This window comes from Megasphaera jansseni (genome assembly GCF_047974155.1).
Taxonomy (GTDB): Bacteria; Bacillota; Negativicutes; order Veillonellales; family Megasphaeraceae; genus Megasphaera.
The window spans coordinates 26761-47484 of record NZ_JBHYRR010000017.1; the positions used below are offsets into that span (position 1 = coordinate 26761).

The following is a 20724-nucleotide window of genomic DNA, read 5'->3' on the forward strand; positions in this document are numbered from 1 at the left end:
CATTCTCTTATCCTTTCCATTGCGAAACGGTCATGCCGTCGCCATTTTCAAAAAATACAGTCTCAAAAAGGGACCGGTCGCCGACGAGGTCCATGAACTCCCGCAGGCGGGTCACGGCCGTGCGGTGTTTGTGCGGCAGGGTCCCTTCGATGTAAAACATGTCGTGGTAATCGATGTTGTCCGCTGCGACGATGGCCCCGGGCAGGAGTTTGGGCAGGAGATGGCGCAGCTGGCGCACATACTGCCCTTTCGGTCCGTCGAGGAAGATGAAATCCCAGGGACCGGGAAGCTGTTCTGCCAGCACCGTCCCATCGCCGTGGAGGGCCGTAATGACCCTGGCATAGGGTGAGCGCCGGATGAAGCGGCAGGCCAGGTCATAGCGTTCGTCATCGAGTTCGATCGTCGTAATCATCCCGCCCGGTGCCAGGAACGGCGCCATCTGCAACGTCGAATAGCCGATGCAGGTCCCGATTTCCAGGACATATTTAGGCCGGCACGACGCCAGGATGCCCGTAAACAGGGGCAGCTCGCTGTCGCGCAGGATGGGCAGGTTCCGCTCGCGGGCGCAGGCCTTCATTTCCTGGAGCAAAGCATCCATCATGGCATGTGCTCCTGGACGTTCTTCATGTGTTCCTCATAGGTAGCAGCGAAGTAATTGTGGCCGTCCTTATCGGCGACGAAATAGAGGTAGTTCGTCTGCGGTGCCTCGAGGATGGCTTCCATGCAGTCCATGCCGGGGTTGCCGATAGGTCCCGGCGGCAAGCCTTCATAGAGATAGGTATTGTACGGTGAATCGTACTGCGTTTCGTTGATGCTGTACGCCGCCTTATGCGTACCCATGGCATAGGAAATGCTGGCATCGGACTGGAGTTTCATGTGGATCTTCAGGCGGTTCTCGAAGACCGACGCGATGAGGGGCCGGTCCTTTTCGTATTTGGCTTCCTTTTCGATGAGCGACGCCAGGGTGACGAACTGGTAGACCGACAGGTTCTGTTTGGCAATACCCGCTTTCATGGCGTCCGTCAGATGGGCGTCGAAGTTCTGGAGCATCAGGGCCACGACGTCTTCGGCCGTCGCATCATAGGGGATGAAATACGTGTCCGGGAAGAGGAAGCCTTCCGTCGGATAGGTCACGTTGCGATTGCCCTTCATGTATGGCAAAAGCTGGTCCGACGACGAGGCGGCCTTGAGGAAATCGGCTTCGCTGATGCGCCCGTTGGCGGCGACGGCCTTGGCGATTTCCCGGACCGTATAGCCTTCGGGGACGACCAGGCGGTCGGCTTCGGACTTGCCGCTGGTCAGCTTTTCCAGCAGCGTATGGAGGCTCATGCGCGAATCGAGGGTATACTCGCCGGCATGGATATCGCCGGCCTGGCCGGTGACGGTCGCTATGGCGCGGAACCACAGCGGGCTGGCGATGTAACCTTCATCGGTCAGGACATCGCCGACTTCGGACGCCGTCATGTCGCTGCGGACGTGGACGTAACCGCTCTTATAGGGCAATAAGAAGTTGGGTCCGAAATAGCCGTAAGCCACGGCGGCGATGCCGAGACAGACCAGACCGGCCACAGCGGCGGCGATACGGCGGCGCCGCCTGGATTTCCGGGCCGGCTGCGGATGATGTAATTGTGTCTTCGTATTGTTCTGTTGTTCCATGTTGACTCTTATTTCTGTACAGCCCAGGTACGGCTCTGCTGGGCTTTTTCTTCACTATGATTGATGGCCTGGGCCTGTTTTTCCTGTTCGTAACGGGCCTGGGCTGCAGCCTTGGCGGCCTGGAGCTGGGCCTGGACAGCCGGGTCGGCCGGCGTGACCGTCCCATCAGCATTGACCGTCTGGGCCGCATCGATCTGGGCCTGGGCTGCCGAGACCTCATTGGCCAGGGTCTGGAGTTCGCGGTTATTCATGTCATGGCGCACGTCGGCTTCCAAGGGCACTGACGGCGTCGGCTTGACATCGACATAGACTTCGAACAGGCGCTGCCACGGCAGGGTGACGTCGACCGTCTTGGGGTCGATGCCGAGGTACGTCGAGGCATAGCGCTGGAGCTGTTCTTTCGTCCGGCTCTGGAGCTCTTCGTTGAGCGTCGGGTAATACTGGGTGACGACGCCGGCTTCCAGTTTCTGCTGCATGCGGTAGATGTAGTCGCGGACATTGGCCTGATAAGCCCAGTTGTCGAGGTACTGCGTCGTCAGCATGTCGCGGTGGGCATCGGCCGTCATGTACTTGGACAAGACGCCCTGAGCGATGCCGTAGCCGACGGAGTTGCTGGCCGTGTTCCAGCCGTTATAGGCGGCCAGGCGGTACATCATCTTATCCTGATAGAGGCCGTAGACCAGGGTATTGTCGGACCCATTGGAAAAGGCCATGTCGACGATGCTGACCGGGATGTCGAGGTTGACGGCTTTTTCGATCTGATTGAGGAAATCTCGCGTCGACTGGAGCATGATCGGGAAGTTTTCGAAATTCTCCGATTCCGTCGTCGACGTCGTCAGCGGCGTATTGACGGCCAGCAGGAGATCCGGCCGTTCGTTGTCAACCATCGTACCGCCAATGGCTTCGACGTGAGAGGCAATGGTCTTGCCGATGGCCTGGCCGTCGTAGCGGGGCACGGTCTTTTCGCCGCCGCCTAAAGGATAGATGACGGTGATCTTGGGATGGTAATTATTGAAATCATTGCTGGCCCGCGTGATGAGCAGCAGGCCCAGCTGGTCCGCCCCCGGGAAGGAGCCGAAAGCCGTCTTGGGGATGCCGGCGCCGGCCATTTCCAGGTACTTCGATTCCAGCGACGACTGGGTGCTGACGGAGTTATCGTCGTGGCCCAGGCTGTAATAGGTAAAGATGCCTTGGCGGGCATCGTCGATGAGGCGGTAATTGATACTCATATTCTTGCGGCGCCGGTTGTACCAGTCCTGGAGATATTCCATGGGCACGCGGCGCATGATGGCGAACCAGTCATTGCGTTCCTGCGGATTCAGGCCTTCTTCGTCCATCTTGGCCTGGAGCGACGCCAGTTGGTAGATGTCGGAGCCCATGGTCAGGTAATAGTCCGGTTCGACGCCCTTGCCACCGGCCCAGGGGCTGCGCATGACCGTGCTGAAGACATAAATGGGCACATTCTTGTGCGATTTATGCAGGTTTTCGACCTTTTCCAGCCGCGCCGTCAGCGTTTCCATGGGCAGGTTATGCTTGCGCGAATCGACGAGGCCGCCGTAGACCAGGGAATCGATGGACAGGACCATGGCGTCGGCCTTGCCGGCATTGGCATCGACCCAGGCCATGAGCTTGTCCGGCGAGCCGTGGAAATTCATACCCGACAAATACTGGGCCGGCGGCGTCAGGACCTGATAGCCCGCCGCTTCGGCCGTACTGACCGTATATTCATAATCGACAGGACGGTCATCCTGGGGTACATATAAAATCGTCTTTGCCAGTGCAGCCGGCGAGGCACATAAAAAGAAAGAAGCTACGGCCAGGCTGACTGCTTTCTGTAACAGATTCACGTTATCACTCCTAATATGAAGAAAAAAATTGTACCCTTTATTATATCACGGCCCTGGGAAAATTTGTAGGGGCGGCCCTACGCTCTCCGATGGCGGGCACGGCGTATCCTGGGGATGTTGAGGTGCAGGCGGATGGCGACCAGGCGGATGGCGACGGTGACAGAAAAGCCGACGATAGCGCCGACTTCCAGGGGTACCTCGAAGGGAATGACGGCACCGTACAAGAGGATGCTGCCCAAGAGGGACGCCGTCGCGTAGACTTCCTTGCGCAGGACGCCGGGGATGCGCCCGGCCAGGACATCGCGGATGACGCCGCCGCCGACGGCCGTCAGGACGCCGAGGGTGATGTCGAGGATCCAGTAGTCCGGATAATAAAAACAACCCAAGAGAGTCCCGGTGACCGTAAAGGAACCGAGGCCGATGGCATCGCAGACGAGATACCAGATGGAAAGGCGGCCGACGACGCGGCGCCACATGCGGATATTGAAATAACGGATCGTCACGGTGATGACGGCCATGGAACCGAGGATGATCCATAAATAAACGCTGTTCTTAAAAGCAGCCGGCGGGATGTTGCCGATGAGGATGTCGCGGATGATGCCGCCGCCGACCGCCGTCGCCGCGCTGAGGACGAAGATGCCGAAGAGGTCCATGCGCCGCGAAATGGCCGCAAAGACACCGGATACGGCAAAGGCCGTCGTCCCTAATAAGTCGAAAATATGCCACCAAATGGCATCCATAGCAGTTTCCCCTTCCTTGTTTTCGTGTTATGATAGACGTAAATTTTTTGTTAAGGAGATTCCATCCATTATGACTAAAGATGAATTCTATATGGGCAAAGCCCTGGCCGAAGCCAAGACGGCCTATGCCGTCGGGGAAATCCCCATCGGCGCCGTCATCGTCTATGAAAAGAAAGTCGTCGCCCGGGCCTATAACCTGCGTGAAAGCCTGCCCTGTGCGACGGCCCATGCCGAACTCCTGGCCATTGAAAAAGCCTGCCGGGCCCTGAATCGCTGGCGCCTGACAGGCTGTACGCTGTACGTAACGGTCGAACCGTGTCCCATGTGTGCCGGCGCCATCGTCAACAGCCGCCTGGACCGCGTCGTCTACGGCTGTGATGACCCCAAAGCCGGCGCCGTGCGCTCCCTCTTCCAGCTCGTCGATGACGACCGCCTCAACCACCGGACGGAAGTCACAGCCGGCGTCCGGGCCGAAGAATGTGCGGCCCTCATGAAAGATTTCTTCCGAGAAAGACGGAAGAAATAGGGGTTAGGGGTTAGGGGTTAGGGGCTAGGGGTAGCGGTTAGTGGTTAGGGGTTCGTGGCTCGTGGCTCGTGGTTCGTGATTCGTGGTTCGTGGCTCCCCTGATAGGGGAGCTGTCAGCGCAAGCTGACTGAGAGGTTTTTCAAGGCAACCTCTCCGGCCTTACGGCCACCTCCCCTATTAAGGGAGGCATACCGTCCCAAGCCTTTCTGGCCCATCAGGTGCTGACCAACGGAAGGCGCAGGACGGCTGCCAGAACGGACAGCCGTGGCTGGCATCCCGCTCATGGCGCCCCTGATAGGGGAGCTGTCAGCGCAGCTGACTGAGAGGTTTTTCAAGGCAACCTCTCCGGCCTTACGGCCACCTCCCCTATTAAGGGAGGCATACCGTCCCAAGCCATTCTGGCCCTCAGGTGCTGACCAACGGAAGGCGCAGGACGGCTGCCAGAACGGACAGCTGTGGCTGGCGGCCCGCTCATGGCTCCCCTGATAGGGGAGCTGTCAGCGCAAGCTGACTGAGAGGTTTTTTAATCCCTATTCGGGGAGGCTATGGCGCAGGTATTCCCGGAAAGCGTCGCCCAGGTCTTCCCGGCGCAGGGCATATTCGACGGTAGCTTTCAAAAAGCCCAGTTTGTTGCCTGTGTCGTAGCACCGGCCGCTGAAGTTATAGGCGTAGACCGCTTCCCGGTCGGCCATGAGGCGCAGGGCATCGGTGAGCTGGATTTCCCCGCCCTTGCCGGGCTGGACGCGGCGCAGGATTTCAAAGATATCCGGCGTCAGGATGTAGCGGCCCAGGGCAGCCAGGCGGCTCGGCGCTTCCTCGACGGACGGCTTTTCGATCATGTCGATGAGCTTGACGACGCGGTCGTCGTCCGTCGGCTGGCCCTGGACGATGCCGTAACGCGACACCAGTTCCTGCGGCACTTCCTGACAGCCGAGCATGGTCGCCCCTAAATCACTGAAGGCGTCCATCATCTGTTTCAGTGCCGGCTGCTGGGGATTATAGACGACGTCGTCGCCTAAGAGGACGGCAAAGGGTTCGTTATCGATGAACGATTCGGCACAGCGGATGGCATCACCCAGGCCGCGCATGTGCTTCTGGCGGATATAATGGATATTGATGGACGAAATGTCCTGGACCAGGTGCAGCAGCGCGTCCTTCCCCTGCTGGCGCAGCTGCAGCTCCAGGTCGATGTTGGTATCGAAATGGTCTTCGATGGCCCGCTTGCCGTGGCCGGTGATGATCAGGATTTCTTCGATGCCGCTCTGCAGAGCCTCTTCGACGATGTACTGAATGACCGGTTTGTCGACAATGGGGATCATTTCCTTGGGGATGGCCTTGGTGACCGGCAAAAAGCGCGTCCCATAGCCGGCCGCCGGGATGACGGCCTTACGAATTCGTTTCTGCATGGTATCCTTCCTTTTCTACAGCAGCCAGGGCACTGGCGACGACATCGTCCATGTCATAATACTTATATTCTGCCAGGCGGCCGCCGAATATAACATTGTATTCATGGCGGGCTAAGGCCGCATATTTATGGTACAGGGCCTGGTTCACATCATCGTTGACGGGATAATAGGCTTCCTGGCCGGCCTGCCATTCGGCGGGGTATTCCTTGGTGACATACGTCACCGGCTGCCTGCCGAATTCAAAATGCTTGTGCTCGATAGTCCGCGTATACGGCGTTTCCCGGTCGGTATAGTTCATAACGGCCACGCCTTGATGATTGACCTCGTTATAACGTTCTGTTTCAAAACGCAGTCCCCGATAGGCCAGATGGCCCAGGCGGTAGCCGAAATACTCGTCAATGGCCCCGGTGTAGACGACTTTGCGGGCTATATCCAGGTACGACGCCCGTTCGCGGTTATAATCGACACCCGTCCGCACTTCGATGCCCTCCAGCAGGGCGTCGATGAGGACGTTGTAGCCCCCTTGGGGGATACCCTGCCAGCAGTCGTCGAAATAATTATTGTCGAAGGTGTAGCGCACGGGCAGGCGCTTGATGATGAACGCCGGCAGGTCCGTACAGCTCCGGCCCCACTGCTTTTCCGTATAGCCTTTGATCAATTTCGTATAAATATCCGTGCCGATGAGAGAAATAGCCTGTTCTTCCAGGTTGCGGGGCTCCGTAATCCCTGCCGCCCGGCGCTGGCCCTCAATTTTGGCCGCCGCCTGTTCCGGCGTGATGATGCCCCACATCTTGGCAAAGGTATTCATATTGAAAGGCAGATTATACAGTTCGCCTTTATAATTGGCAATGGGCGCATTGATGAAATGATTGAATTCGACGAACTGGTTGACATACTCCCAGACCCGGCGGTCCGACGTGTGGAAAATGTGGGCGCCATAGCGATGGATATGGATGCCGTCCTTTTCTTCACAATAGACATTGCCGCCGACATGGTCCCGCCGTTCCAGGACCAAGCATTGCCGGCCGGCCTTATGCATCTCGTGGGCAAAGACACAGCCAAAAAGGCCGCTGCCGACGATGACGTAATCGTACATAGTTTAGTTCCTCGTTTCCTTGTTAATGGTTGTGGGAATCCCCTGTCATGAACCGCACGCCGGCACGCCATACATATTTTCGGCCTGGCGGACGGCGCGGCGGATGGCTTGTTCGACGACGTAGGCGGCGATGGTCCCGGTCAGGCTCAGTTCTGCCGAGACGCTGCCGACGCTGGCGGCATAGAGGGAGTCGCCGTCAGCCGTCGTATTGACGGGACGAATGGTACGGACGAGGCCGTTGCTGCCGAGAGCGGCAATTTTCTTGAGCTGGGCCTTGTCGAAGCGCCCATTGGTGACGACGGCGCCGATGGTCGTATTGGTCGTCGTCCCGACGGCGCGCTGGGAAAAGAGGGTCGGCGTCTGGCCGGCTTCTTCGAGCATGACCCGCCGCGTATCGGCAAAGCCCTGCCCGTCGCGGCGGCGCATACCGGCCAGGATCTGTCCCTGTTCGTCGAGGACGTCGCCCACGGCATTGACGGCGACGACGGCACCGACCTGGAGGTCGCCGACCTGGACGGCATAGGCGCCGAGACCGGATTTCATCATATAGTCAGGCCCACAGAGCTTGCCGACGGTAGCGCCCGTACCAGCACCGTAACAGCCTTGGCGGAAGTCTCCCTTTTCCGACGCCTGGCAGGCCGCATAGCCCATGGCCGCATCGGGGCGGACGTTGTCGCCGCAGCCCAGGTCATAGATACACGATTCGACGACCAGCGGCACCTTGCAGATGCGCGTATCGAAGCCGATGTGCTGTTCTTCCAGATACTGCATGACTCCCGTCGAGGCATTGAGGCCAAAGGCACTGCCACCGCTGAGCAGGATGGCGTGGATGCCCGATGCCGCCGCCATGGGGCTGAGCAGTTCCGATTCCCGGCTGGCCGGGCCGCCGCCGCGGACGTCGACGGCGCAGGGCGCGCTGTCCGGGAATACGAGGACCGTGCAGCCCGTGCCGCCCTGGCGGTCTTGGGCATTGCCCAGGCGGAACCCGTTCGTCCGGGCCATGGCTAACATATCTATTTCTTTCATAAAGACACTTCCCTTTATTTCATTTTTTCAAAATCCTTCCAGAGCATACTGGGCTGGATACCCGTATTGTTCTGGTACTTGCCGTGCTGATACGTATCGTAGTCGCCATCGATATCGTGATAATAGATCTGGCAGATTTCCACGTTCGGATAGATGCGGATGGGCTGGACACAGAAGATTTCCAGCGTCCAGTAGCCGGCAAAGCCGACGTCGCCGAAACCGGCCGTAACGTGGATGAAGACGCCCAGGCGGCCGACAGACGACCGGCCTTCGAGCATGGGGATATAGCCGTCCGTGCGGGTATATTCATTGGTCCGTCCCAGGTAGAGCTTATTGGGCTGCAGGACGTAGCCCGACTTGGGGATATAGATGGTCGATGCCGGATTGGGCTTGGCCATGTCCAGTTCATGATGGTCATAGACCATCAATTCATTGTGCAGGGACAGGTTATAGCTATTGGGATTGACCCGTTCCGGATGGAAGGGTTCGATGATGATTTCCTTGCCTAAATGCTTGACGATTTCCTTGCCTGATAAAATCATGAGTGCCACTCACTTTCTCTAGTAAATTCACTTCTTATGATATAGCAAAACCGGTTCGATGTCCACGGCGCGATGAGCCGGTTTAGCTTTTCCTGTCTCAAAGAAGTCCTCTACGTAGAACGTGACCTTCTCACCTTCCTGCGGACGGACATGGTACAGCGAGGTTGTACGGAAATAATACGAATTGCCACCGTATTCCCGCAGGAATCCAGCCTTGCCGCCAGGCAGGATTTTTTCAATCGTCCCTTTGTGGCGCGTCTGGCCGGCGTGCTTCTCGTGCATCCAGAATTCATGGAGCCCGTCCAGCAGCTCCCGCCGGTCCGGTTCGGAAAAATCATAGCTGTCGGTCTTAGCCAGGAGTTCGGCCTTGACCTTCCAGTGCTGGTCCATGCGGACCCGCCGGGCCAAGAGATAATGGAAATAGGCCATCTTCTCATAGCCGCCCATGTTTTCCAGGGCCTGGGCGAACTGGACCAGAAAATTGACCTTGCCCTTGAACTCGCCGCCGGCCAGGAAGGCCGACGCCCCATAGCGGCGCATGGCCGCGCTGTCTCCTTCGGCCTGGGCCGCAAAGAAGAGGCCCCGGCAGAGGATCCAATGCTGCTTGTACTTCAGCAGGTTTTCCAGGCGCCGGCGCCCTTCCCCGATGTGGCCCTGGCGCAGCAGACAGAGGGCGATGCGGTAGGAGAACCAGATATCATTGTCATGATGGAGCTGGGGAAAATAATTCAGGGCCTGCTGGCACAAGGTGATGCAGTCGTCGTACTTCTCCTCCTTGACCAGGATGCGGCTCATAAGCGAATACCAGCGCTCCCGGTCGGAGGCGATGACCCGTTCCCGCCCCTTTAAGGTCACGGTCTTTTCCTGGTCCGGCAGCTGGTCCGGATCGAGGCGGCGCAGGTAAGCCCCCATGAGTCCGGCCTGGCCGGGCTGGTTCTTGAGGACGTCGACCATGCGCCACACGGCCAGGGCATAGGGCGTATACGGCCCTTGCTGGCTGTACTTCAAGATGGCATCGACGGCGCGGCGGAAATCTTCCGGTGCCTCTGTCCGTTCATCGAATTTCTGGATGTATAAATAATAAAGGCACCAGCAGTAAATCCCGTGGAGATTGACGAAATCCGGGAAAGCTATCATCCCGGCCCGGGCGATTTCCCGTCCCTTCCGGTACTGCTTCGTCTTGCGCAGGGCATAGGCATAGTAATAATAATCCCAACACGTCCAACTCCGGTCCGGCTCCGCCTGGCCATACATAGCCAGGACCTCGTCATAGCGGCCATCCCGGCAGGCCTGGCGGGCAGCAAAAGAATCCATGGAACCACCTCCGTATTTTTTCACAAGGTTTCGTATATGATAAGGGTATTATAACATAAAAAATAGGGCTTGTCGCACGACGACAAGCCCTTTAAAGTTGTTAGTGGCTAGCAGTTAGTTGTTAGCGGATGGCTTTAAATTTGAAGGTTTTCTCTGCAAACTACAAACTCTGTTGCTACAAACTATAAAGTAAATGGGGCCTAGCATGAAAGCAAAAGCCTTCGTGCGACCCCTACAAACTCCGTACTACAAACTACTTTTCTAGCCACGGATCTTTTTAATTTGTTTTTCCAGTTCCGGCATGACTTCAAAGAGGTCGCCTACGATGCCGTAGTGGGCGAATTTGAAAATCGGTGCGTCCGGGTCTTTATTGACGGCGATGATGAGGCCGGCATCCTGGATGCCCAGTTTGTGCTGGATGGCTCCGGAAATGCCCAGGGCGATGTAAATCTTCGGGGCGATTTTCTTGCCCGTAATGCCGATCTGCCATTCGTAAGGCGCCCATTCTTTATCGACGAGGGGCTTGGAAACGCCGAAAGCAGCACCGATGCGCTGGGCAAAGGCCTGGACGGCTTTCATGCCATCTTCGGTCTGGACGCCGCGGCCGGCACCGACGACGATATCTGCCGTCGTGATGGTCAGTTCTTCGGCTTCTTTTTCGACCGGTTCAAAGTTCGTCACCTTGACCGACGGAGCGGCACCGGCGAAGTCGACGCTTTCCTTGATGATGTCGCCTGTCCGGGACGGGTCAGCCGGCGTGCCGTGGAAAATCTTGTCGCTGATGGTCGCCAGCTGGGGCCGCGTCGTCGTCTGGATCTTGACGAAAAGTTTGCCCGTATAAGCCGGACGGATCCAGGTCAGCGTGTCATCGTCGCCTTCAAAGCGGACATCCGTGCAGTCTGCGACCAGGCCGACGCCGAGCTGGGCCGACAGGCGGCCGCCGAGGTCACGGCCATCGGGCGAACCGCCGATGAGGATGACACTGGGTTCATATTTTTCAGCCAAAGCGGCGATGGCTTTGGTGTACAAGACGGAATCATAGGCAGCCAGGGCGCTGTCTTCGACAGCGACGACGGCATCGGCCCCGTAGGAAATGGCTTCCTGGCTGGCTTTGGCCGTATCGGCACCGGCCACGAAGGCGACGACCTGTTTGCCCTTGGCATCGGCCAGCTGACGGGCTTTGCCCAACAATTCGATGCTCAGCGGGCTCAGGGCACCGCCGGCGATTTCTATATATACGCAGATGTTCTGTTTCAATTCCATAATTCAGCCCTCCTTACAGCAAGTTCTTGGCAGTCAGTTCTTTGACGAGATTAGCCGCAGCATCTGCCGGCGTAGCGCCTTCGATCATGACGCCGACCGGATTCGGTTCCGGTGCGAAAAGTTCCGTGACTTTCGTCGCCGAACCAGCTGTCCCGACACTTGCTGCATCGAGGCCCAGGTCTTCCACTTTCCAGACATCGAAGACGGCTTTCTTGGCAGCCATTTTCCCGCGGATCTTCGGGGAACGCGGCGTGTTGCTCTTTTCCGTAACCGAGACGACAGCCGGAAGCTGTGCCTGTACCGTTTCGATGCCGTCGTGATTCAGGCGCGTGGCCGTCACCGTCGTGCCGTCGACCTGTACCGAATTGGCATAAGAAATAAGGGCCATGCCCAGGCGCTGGGCGATAGCCGGCGGAATCTGCCCGGTATCACCATCGGTCGAGCGCTTACCTGTGAAGACCAGGTCGGCACCGCCCAGTTTTTCGATGGCCTTGGCCAGGACCAGGCCCGTTGCCAGCGTATCGGAGCCGGCCATGCGTTCATCCGAGACCAGGACGCCCTTATCGGCGCCGATAGCAATGCCGTCACGCATCATTTCACCGGCCAGGGCATTGCCCATGGTCAGGAGCGTCACCGTGCCGCCGACGGCGTCCTTGACAGCGACAGCCGCTTCGATGGCATGTTTATCAACCGGGTTGAGCATCGACGGAGCGCCGACACGGACCAAGTTGTTGTCTTTGGCGATTTCAATATCCGAAATCGCAGGAACCTGCTTTACCAAAACTACAATATTCATAAGTAAGCCTCCTTTTTGTACGTCTTCTTATGTCACCTATTATACTCCATATTCAATAATTTATCAACGGATAATTATTTTTATTTACAAAATCTATATCTGCGCGTCTCCCATTGACAGTCACATCGCTTTCTTTTAAAATTAAAGGGTATTTAACGGGTTAATCGTTTGATTTTCCAGTAAAACTTTATACTTTTAGGAGGTCTTTGTCATGTCAGAATCCCATCCGGAGCCGCGTCCGTATCATCCGCCCATGTCTCCGGACCAGAATTACGTTGAAATCAATGCCTATGTCATCGGCTGGGGGCTGTTCTTTGCGGCCCTCTTTTCCCTGGCCGTCGGCTACCTGTGCCTGAAAATCGGCCAGACCGTCGACGCCTTTGCCCCCGTTTCCGTCCTGGCCATGGGCATGGCCGTCTTGTTCAAGCGCAAGAACGCCTTCCCGGAAACCGTCCACATCCAGGCTATCGCCAGTGCCGGGACCAACATCATCGGCGGCGTCATGTTCATTCTGCCGGCCCTGTTCATCCTGCAGCTCGACAGCCAGCTGACCTATGCGGAAATGGTCATCCCCATCGTCCTCGGCGGCGTCCTGGGCGTCCTCCTGGCGACGACGTTCCGCCGCTACTTCTGCGAAGAAATGGATGCCGCCTATCCCTTCCCGTCCGGCCGGGCTGCTGCCGAAGTCCTGACCTGCAATGAAGGTTCCAAGGCCCACGTCATGGTCTTCAGCGGCCTCCTGGCTATGGCCTATGATTTCGTCCTCAACAGCCTGGGCTGGTGGCAGGAAGTCCTGTCGACACTGACCTTCTCCTGGGGTCAGGCCGCCGCAGCGAAATACAAACTGGCGTTCAGCCTGGACAACGACGCCGCCCTCCTGGGTATCGGCTATTTCACGGGCCTGCGCTATGCAGCCATCATCGCAGCTGGCTCTTTCTTCTCCTGGTTCGTCTGCATCCCTGTCGTCTACTACCTGGGCGGCGAACACGTCATGACCCTCCACGGCCAGGCTGTTCTCTTAGCGGATGCCCCGATTGACGCCGTCTTTTCCCAGTACGTCCGCCACATCGGCATCGGCATGCTGGCCATGGCCGGCATCATCGGCCTCGTTTCCATGTCTGGCGTCGTCGGACGGGTCATCCGCCGGGCCGCTTCGGATTTATGCACATCAGGCCCGTCCTCGACAGCCGGGCTCCTGCGGACCCAGCAGGACCTGCCCATGAGCCAGATTGTCACGGGGACCCTGGCCATGGATGCGTTGTTTACCCTCTTCTTCCACGTCACCTGTTCCCACAGCCTGACCCAGACCCTACTGGCTGGCGCTATCATCCTCATCTTCTCGTTCCTCTTATCCGTCGTCGGCATCAGCTCCATCGCCTTTACGGGGAACGAACCCGTATCAGGCATGACCATCTTCATGATCATCGTCTCGGCCGTCCTCATGGGGAATGCCGGCATGAGCGGCAGCTCCGGCATCATCGCCATTCTGCTCATGGCCGCCTTCCTCTGTTCGACCCTGGCCGTAGCCGGCAACTTCATGTCGGAACTGAAAGTCGCCTACCTGACCGGCGCGACGCCGAAGAAGATGCAGCAGTGGCAGCTTCTGTCCATCATCGTTTCCAGCTTTATCGCCGTCGGCGTCATCTTCCTCCTGGACCACGCCTACGGCTACACCGGACCGGGCGCTCTGGCCGCCCCGCAGGCCAACGCCATGGCTGCCATCGTCAAACCCATGATGGACGGTGGTGCCGCACCCTGGCCCCTGTACATGGCCGGCGCCTTCTTCGCCTTCCTATTGTGGATGATGAAAGTCCCGCCCCTGGCCTTTGCCCTCGGCGCCTACCTGCCCATGGAAATCAACACGCCTGTCCTCATCGGCGGCCTCGTATCGTATTTCGTCTCCCACAGCAGTAAAGACGACGCCCTCAACGCCCTGCGCCTCAGTGAAGGCAGCACCGTCGCCTCGGGCTTCGTCGCCGGCGGCGCCATCGGCAGCCTTATCAGCGCTGTCCTACACATCGGCGGCATCGACTGGTTCCTCAAAGACTGGGTCGTCACCCCGGGAGCTACCTACCTGGGCATCCTCGCCTACCTGGCTCTGTGTGCCGTTATCTATACCGTAGCCTGCAAAGTAAAGAAAGCCAGTCATTAACAGCTTTCGAACAAATCGTCCAGCGTGTAGAGGATGACGTCCGGTCTGGGAGTCACCTCATAGCCGGCACGAGAAAAGAAGCCATAACCATAACAATCCATCCCAGTCCGACGGACCTGGCGGATTTCGTTTTCAATCATGGCATCCGTAATAGGAGTCTGCCGGAATTTGGCTTCGTAAAAGATGTAGCCTTTATCATCATGCGTAACGACATCGAATTCCCCATTCTTATGCTCTTTTGGCAAATCGTAAGAATAGGTCCCGATGGCATCGAAGATTTCCGGCAGACGTCCCTGCCGGTTCTGGCGGATCAGAAATTGCCGGCACAGCGATTCAAACCGCTTCGGTACGAAAACCTGAGCGAAATCGGCCGCAATATACCGGTCAAAAAAAACGTCCGGCGCCATGATCTGCCGTTGTGAACTATAAGGAAAAATATACCGATAATAAAAGCTGGCCAGATTATCACAAATGTGGTAACTGGCTCGTTTTTTATTATGTACATCATTAATAGGCACTTCTTTTTCAACGAGCTCCATAAGAATCAGTCGTTTCAAGACTTCGGACAAAGCCGGACTGCTGGAAATATGGGATTGCGACAAAATATCCTTGTAGCGGTGAAACCCTCTGGCCAAGGCCTCGAAAGCCTCATTGGCATTGATGAATTTCGATAATTCCCCCAATAGATACATCTGCACCTCATTTTCCAGGCGAGCGCCTGGTTCCACCAGCAGAGAGATGACATTGTCCCGGACACTCCGTGCCGGATCAATCAAACTATTATAATAAGGTACTCCGCCAAAAACGCTGTACAGACGCACCTTGTCTTCCAAGGAAAAGTCGGGGTAGAATTGCGCAGACTCAAAATAATCCATAGGGTGGACGTGGAGCCCCAAGGTCACACGGCCATATAACGGATTTTCTTCCAACATGAGCGATTTCATGGTATCCACAAAGGACCCGCAAAGAATCAGCTTCAGCTGCGAACGCTCCCGATACGTGTCAATCAAAGATTGCAGCATACTGTCCAACCCGGCGACAGTCTGCCGTAAATAAGGGTATTCATCCAAAACAAGGACTTGTTTTTCCTGACAGGCTCGTTGAAAAAGAAACTCCAGCAGCTTTTCTATTCCCGAAAAAGCAAGGGGCGGATACTGATACACATCGGAAATCAAAGCGGACAGGCTCTGCACATTATTCATTTCCGTCGTCCGCTTACATTGATAATACAGCCCAGTCACTTCAGGCGCCTGTAAAAATTGCTTAATCAGCTCACTCTTACCAATGCGCCGGCGTCCGTAAATCAGTATCATTTCCTGCTTTGGCGAATCATACATTTGCTGCAACCGCGTCAGTTCCCTTTTTCTTCCAATAAACATAGGCCCACTCCTTTACTCAGTTTTATTTTACTCAGAATGTTTTGACTAAAAAGCTTTTGAGTAAAATCCTTCTGAGTAAAATTATACCATGCCCCTCATTGCCAGTCCAGCCAGGCTGTGATACGATGACTAAAAAAGGAGGTCTGTCCTATGAAATGTTACATTGTCGACGCTTTTACCAAAGAAATCTTCAAAGGGAACCCGGCCGCCGTCTGCGTCCTGGACCAGTGGCTGCCCGATGAGCTGATGCAGCACATCGCCATGGAAAATAACCTGTCCGAAACGGCCTTTACCGTCAAAGAAGGCGATCACTGGCACCTGCGCTGGTTCACGCCGGGCGGCGAAATCGACCTCTGCGGCCACGCCACCCTGGGGACGGCTTATGTCCTGGCCCATTTCGTCAAACCCGATGCCAGCCGCTACGTCTTCCATACCCTCAGCGGCGAATTAGTCGTCACCCGTGACGGCGACCGCTTCTCCATGGATTTTCCGGCCTACGACATGAAACCCGTCCCGGTCACAGACGCCATGGAAAACGCCCTGGGCGTCCGCCCCGTCGAAGCCTACCTCGCCCGCGACCTGGTCTGCGTCCTGGCCGACGAAGACCAGGTCATCCACTGCCAGCCTGACATGGCCAAACTCAAACAGCTCGACGGCCTGCTCTGCAACATCACCGCCAAAGGCAGCAAATACGACACCGTCAGCCGCTCCTTTGCGCCGAAACTCGCCGTCCCGGAAGACCCGGTCTGCGGCAGCGGCCATTGCCACATCATCCCCGTCATGGCAGCCAAACTCGGCAAAACCGACCTCATCGCCTACCAGGCCTCGAAACGGGGCGGCGAACTCTATTGCCACATAGAAAAAGGCCGCATCGCCCTGGCTGGCTACGCGGCACTCTATGCGGAAATGGATTTGAAAATTTGAAATACTGCCTATAAAGATAGATGTGGCCTCAATTCCTTTTTATGGCATCAAATAGATTTTGATGCCAATAAAAAGGCCGTTCCGATGACAAACAGGATAAGTGTTACAATAGCACGAGCTTTGCGGCTATCTGATACTTTCTGAACATCCAATGCGTCTCGAGTCGTCTTTACGGCCGGCCGCTCTTCCACACTTTCCGAATGGACATGACAGATTTTTGCCCCACAATAGGGACAAAACATAAAGTCATCCTGAATTTCCTTGCCACACTTTCCGCAGAACATAGTACCACCTCGATTCATCCCCACGCATGCACGATTAATATAAAGACAAAACACTCCATCATTTCTGGTCACTGGAAAACATAGTACCGATACCGAAATATTTCTCAAAGAAAGCTTTCAATTTATCAATAATGGTCTGCTTTTTATCAGCTCGGTTCGAGTGACCAAAACGAGACATAGGAGGCATGAGTTTGTCAATGTCGGTTCCAGTCGTCTTTACTTCCCCATCACGGAATGAGTTTTCTATGAATTCTCTTGTTTCCTGTGGTTTAAGCCGTTCTGCTTGAATAATAGACGTTAAATCATTTTCACGTTGTTTTGCTACAAATTCATTCCATTCATTCATGACATCATCCACTTCGCTGAGTCCTGCAATAAAATGATCAATCAGTTCTCTTTTACTACGGAGTTCCGGGCTCGAATCCATAGCCTTATGGATAGATATCAATAATTCCTTATCTTTACAATGACTGTCATGGTATTTCTTGACCAGCATCAAAATATAGTCGATGTTGATTTCAATTTGCTTGACCAGTTCGATTTCAAAAACGATGTCGTCCGTAATATCCGTCCGCTTTCCTTCTTCTCTTCTGCGTCTCCACTCATCACGTAAATCCTGATATTTTCCCAGGTAATCCTGCAAATCCCGTGCTGTAAGGATTTCTTTTCCCAGAAAATCATCAAAGGAAACCAACAGGTTGCGCATACGAAGAACGGCCCCGAAAAGTTTGATAAACTCTTTTTGTTTTTGCTCCCCTATGATTCGAGGCTCTTCAACGGGGAAATCGTTCACCAACTCGTCAATTAAGTCCACATATCCCGGCACATTTTTTCCCTTATTATCTTTATAGCCATAATAATAGTCAGCAAAGCTGCGTATCAAGACAATTCCACCGGCATTTTTATCGCCAAACAAGGCAATCGCGTCGTCCACTTTCTTTTGTAACGGACGGAAACAGACAATATTACCAAAGGTCTTGATGCTGTTTAGGATGCGATTCGTCCGGCTAAAGGCTTGAATCAAACCGTGCATCTTAAGATTTTTGTCGACCCATAGCGTATTCAATGTCGTCGCATCAAAGCCGGTCAAGAACATATTGACGACAATCAGCAAATCAAGTTCCTTATTCTTCATGCGCAGGGATACATCCTTATAATAGTTCTGAAATTTATCGCTAGACGTATCATAATTCGTCTGGAACATTTTATTATAATCTTGAATCGCCGCTTCCAGAAAATCGCGGGAAGTCTGATCCAGGCGAGACGTATCCTCTGAATTTTCTTCATCTAAGATGCCATCGATTTCTTCCTCATTAGCTGCATAACTATAGATGACAGCTATTTTCAGCCGCTTTGTCGGATCATCGTCCATGATTTTGCGAAATTCTTCGTAATAGGCCTTGGCCATGGGGACGCTGGAAACGGCAAAGATAGAGTTAAAGCCGCTGATACGCTGTTTCTTCTTGATTTCTTCTACCTTGTCCGAGTTGCCAGATGCGACTTGCGAAATATTTATCAGGGAATTGTAAATATAAGTCTTATTGCCTCGATATGTCTTCTGGTCAAAATGGTCAAGGATATAATGGGCCACCAGTGAAATACGCGCCGGTGCTTCAAAGGCCTTTTTCCGGTCGATGTCCCAGACCTCTTCATCTTTAATATCATCTTCTTCATCCATCGTCTTGATATAGTCTACACGGAAGGGAAGGACATTCTTATCATTGATGGCGTCTACGATAGTATACGTATGCAGGCAATCGCCAAAAGTCTGTGCCGTTGTCGCATACTTCGGATGTTTGATACTGTTCCCTGCATTAGCAGGAAAAATAGGCGTCCCCGTAAAACCAAACATGTAGTATTTCTGGAAGTACTTTACAATAGCCGCATGCATATCTCCGAACTGACTGCGATGACATTCGTCAAAGATAATGACAATCTGTTTATTATAAACGCTATGTTCATGATTCCGTTTAATGAAGGTAGATAGTTTCTGAATCGTCGTGATAATGATTTGGGACTGACTATCAGAAAGCTGTCGTTCCAAGACTTTCGTCGACGTATTCCCATTAGCCGCCCCTTTTTCAAAGCGGTCATATTCTTTCATCGTCTGATAATCCAAATCCTTGCGGTCTACGACAAATAATACTTTGTCAATATATGGAAGTTGTGAAGCAATGCGGGCAGTCTTAAAAGAAGTCAAGGTCTTCCCCGACCCCGTCGTATGCCAAATATAGCCACCTGCTGCAATCGTCCCGTATTTTTTATAATTATGGGCAATCTCGATACGGTTAATGATCCGTTCCGTAGCCGTAATCTGGTACGGCCGCATAATCATCAGCAGGTTTTCTGAAGTAAAAATACAGTACTTGGCAAGCACATTTAAAATCGTGTGTTTCGCAAAAAAGGTCCGTGCTACGTCAACCAAATCTGTAATCGGCTTATTACTGGCATCAGCCCAGAACGAGGTGAATTCAAAACTATTACTCGTCTTTTCCTTCTTGGCATGCTTAGACCCATGGTCTTTGATTGCATTATAACGAGTACTATTGGAATAGTACTTCGTATTCGTACCATTGGAAATGACAAAAATCTGTACATATTCGTATAACCCGCAGCCAGCCCAAAACGAATCTCGCTGATAGCGATTGATTTGATTAAAGGCTTCCCGAATTGGGACGCCTCTGCGCTTGAGTTCAATATGGACCATAGGAAGGCCGTTCACTAATACAGTCACATCGTAGCGGTTATTCTGCCTGGCGCCCTGTTCCTTGCCAATCGCATACTGGTTGATGACTTGCAGGCGATTATTATGAACATTCTGGCGGTCAAAAAGGGTGATGTTCTTGGACATGCCGTTATCCCGTTTCAACACTTGGATGTTATCTTCTTGGATTTTCGCAGTCTTTTCCACGATACCTTCATTTTTATTGGCAATGGCATCCTTAAAGAAACGGGCCCATTCACTATCGCTGAACTGATATTCATTTAAAGCTTCAAGCTGTGTACGGACATTAGCAATCAAATCCGCTTCTGAATGAATCGGCAGGTAAGTATACCCTTGCTCACAAAGGATTTCAATGAATTCCTTTTCAAGACCGGCTTCGGTCTGATAAGAAGCCTGCCGTTCCCGTACCGCTTCATATTCTGTTACGACTGTGTTTTCCGTTGTTTGAGCGACGATATTAAAGTACGGCATAAACACACGCCTCCTAATCCATTATGATTGCTTCTCTTTAAAGGTGAGGAGCTTGTCCCTGTAATATTCATACTGTTTCTGCCGGGCTTCGATTTCGGCGGGAAGATCGGTAGACAAGTCATTGCAAATTTTTTCAAAACAATTAAGAATACCTACAATCTTGTGAATTTCCTTTTCTCCTGGCATGGGAATCTTGATGCAACTCAGATTTTTTTGATTAAGTTTGGGTTGAGCTGCACCCGTGATATAAGGTCTAAGATTTATTCCGTTCAAAAACATCTCAACATATTTCTGCTCATCATGATTACTAAACTTCAGCACATGTGCATGATTATTAACCCAATTTTTCCCCGCTATAGAAAATGCGATTGGTGTTACCCTTGATACCAAGTTGGCTCCATCTTCTGATACAAGTAAATAATCTCCATCAAATAAATAATCAGATACATAATCGACTATTCCGGATGCTCCATAATAAGGATATTTTCCAGAAGAACGATTTTCTTTTGTGACAGGTTTTCGCAAATTATCACAGTTTTCAGATATGTCTTCCAATCTAACATACGCATATCCAAAT

18 protein-coding genes are annotated in these 20724 nt (G+C 54.0%); 3 read left to right on the top strand and 15 right to left on the bottom strand.

Going from position 1 to position 20724, the window contains the following annotated elements:
* Positions 1-7: 7 nt before the first annotated feature.
* The 4 genes from ACE418_RS07675 to ACE418_RS07690 form a co-directional block, all read right to left on the bottom strand.
* Positions 8-601: an O-methyltransferase gene (locus ACE418_RS07675; RefSeq protein WP_416450060.1), complete on the bottom strand. Its 594-nt coding sequence runs from the start codon at positions 599-601 to the stop codon at positions 8-10.
* Entirely contained in the window at positions 598-1656 is a 1059-nt protein-coding gene (mltG, locus tag ACE418_RS07680) for an endolytic transglycosylase MltG (protein WP_416450061.1), read from the bottom strand. Before mltG ends, ACE418_RS07675 begins: the two co-directional genes overlap by 4 nt.
* 8 nt (positions 1657-1664) lie before the next feature.
* Positions 1665-3503, bottom strand: coding sequence for a DUF4127 family protein (locus tag ACE418_RS07685; RefSeq protein ID WP_416450062.1), 1839 nt, complete (start codon positions 3501-3503; stop codon positions 1665-1667).
* A gap of 77 nt (positions 3504-3580) precedes the next feature.
* Positions 3581-4243, bottom strand: a complete 663-nt coding sequence (locus ACE418_RS07690; protein ID WP_416450063.1) for a trimeric intracellular cation channel family protein — start codon at positions 4241-4243, stop codon at positions 3581-3583.
* Positions 4244-4313: 70 nt separating this feature from the next.
* Between ACE418_RS07690 and tadA the strand changes: the two genes are divergently transcribed.
* Positions 4314-4769, top strand: a complete 456-nt coding sequence (gene tadA, locus ACE418_RS07695) for a tRNA adenosine(34) deaminase TadA (protein ID WP_416450064.1) — start codon at positions 4314-4316, stop codon at positions 4767-4769.
* 530 nt (positions 4770-5299) lie between these two features.
* Here tadA and galU read toward each other — a convergent pair.
* The 7 genes from galU to ACE418_RS07730 all read right to left on the bottom strand — a co-directional run bounded on the left by galU (position 5300) and on the right by ACE418_RS07730 (position 12212).
* Positions 5300-6175 carry a UTP--glucose-1-phosphate uridylyltransferase GalU gene (gene galU, locus ACE418_RS07700; protein ID WP_416450065.1) on the bottom strand — a complete coding sequence of 292 codons (876 nt, stop codon included), beginning with the start codon at positions 6173-6175 and terminating at the stop codon, positions 5300-5302.
* Positions 6156-7271, bottom strand: a complete 1116-nt coding sequence (glf, locus tag ACE418_RS07705) for a UDP-galactopyranose mutase (protein ID WP_416450066.1) — start codon at positions 7269-7271, stop codon at positions 6156-6158. The genes galU and glf overlap by 20 nt, the downstream gene beginning before the upstream one ends.
* A gap of 45 nt (positions 7272-7316) precedes the next feature.
* Positions 7317-8297: a P1 family peptidase gene (locus ACE418_RS07710; RefSeq protein ID WP_416450067.1), complete on the bottom strand. Its 981-nt coding sequence runs from the start codon at positions 8295-8297 to the stop codon at positions 7317-7319.
* Positions 8298-8311: 14 nt separating this feature from the next.
* Positions 8312-8839, bottom strand: a complete 528-nt coding sequence (dcd, locus tag ACE418_RS07715) for a dCTP deaminase (protein ID WP_416450095.1) — start codon at positions 8837-8839, stop codon at positions 8312-8314.
* Positions 8840-8866: 27 nt separating this feature from the next.
* Complete coding sequence (locus ACE418_RS07720) at positions 8867-10153, bottom strand: tetratricopeptide repeat protein (protein WP_416450068.1); 1287 nt, start codon at positions 10151-10153, stop codon at positions 8867-8869.
* Positions 10154-10414: 261 nt separating this feature from the next.
* Entirely contained in the window at positions 10415-11416 is a 1002-nt protein-coding gene (locus ACE418_RS07725; protein ID WP_416450069.1) for an electron transfer flavoprotein subunit alpha/FixB family protein, read from the bottom strand.
* 13 nt (positions 11417-11429) lie between these two features.
* A complete protein-coding gene (locus ACE418_RS07730; RefSeq protein ID WP_416450070.1) occupies positions 11430-12212 on the bottom strand; it encodes an electron transfer flavoprotein subunit beta/FixA family protein in 783 nt (260 codons plus the stop codon).
* A gap of 211 nt (positions 12213-12423) precedes the next feature.
* On the opposite strand from ACE418_RS07730, the gene ACE418_RS07735 reads away from it, so the two are divergent.
* On the top strand, positions 12424-14364 hold the full coding sequence (locus ACE418_RS07735; protein WP_416450071.1) for an OPT family oligopeptide transporter: 1941 nt from the start codon (positions 12424-12426) through the stop codon (positions 14362-14364).
* Here ACE418_RS07735 and ACE418_RS07740 read toward each other — a convergent pair.
* Positions 14361-15743 carry an ATP-binding protein gene (locus ACE418_RS07740; protein WP_416450072.1) on the bottom strand — a complete coding sequence of 461 codons (1383 nt, stop codon included), beginning with the start codon at positions 15741-15743 and terminating at the stop codon, positions 14361-14363. The genes ACE418_RS07735 and ACE418_RS07740 overlap by 4 nt on opposite strands.
* A gap of 150 nt (positions 15744-15893) precedes the next feature.
* Here ACE418_RS07740 and ACE418_RS07745 point away from each other — a divergent pair, with 150 nt between their 5' ends.
* Positions 15894-16667: a PhzF family phenazine biosynthesis protein gene (locus ACE418_RS07745; protein ID WP_416450073.1), complete on the top strand. Its 774-nt coding sequence runs from the start codon at positions 15894-15896 to the stop codon at positions 16665-16667.
* Positions 16668-16714: 47 nt separating this feature from the next.
* On the opposite strand, the gene ACE418_RS07750 is transcribed toward ACE418_RS07745, so the two are convergent.
* Genes ACE418_RS07750 through ACE418_RS07760 form a run of 3 tightly spaced genes read right to left on the bottom strand, consistent with a single transcriptional unit; the run spans position 16715 to position 20702 of the window.
* Positions 16715-16969 (bottom strand): zinc-ribbon domain-containing protein, encoded by a 255-nt coding sequence (locus ACE418_RS07750; RefSeq protein ID WP_416450096.1) that lies wholly within the window; start codon positions 16967-16969, stop codon positions 16715-16717.
* A gap of 40 nt (positions 16970-17009) precedes the next feature.
* The gene (locus tag ACE418_RS07755) at positions 17010-20147 is read right to left on the bottom strand and encodes a type I restriction endonuclease subunit R (RefSeq protein ID WP_416450074.1); all 3138 of its coding nucleotides are present in this window, start codon (positions 20145-20147) and stop codon (positions 17010-17012) included.
* Between the two features lie 21 nt (positions 20148-20168).
* On the bottom strand, positions 20169-20702 hold the full coding sequence (locus ACE418_RS07760; protein WP_416450075.1) for a restriction endonuclease subunit S: 534 nt from the start codon (positions 20700-20702) through the stop codon (positions 20169-20171).
* Between the last annotated feature and the right edge of the window lie 22 nt (positions 20703-20724).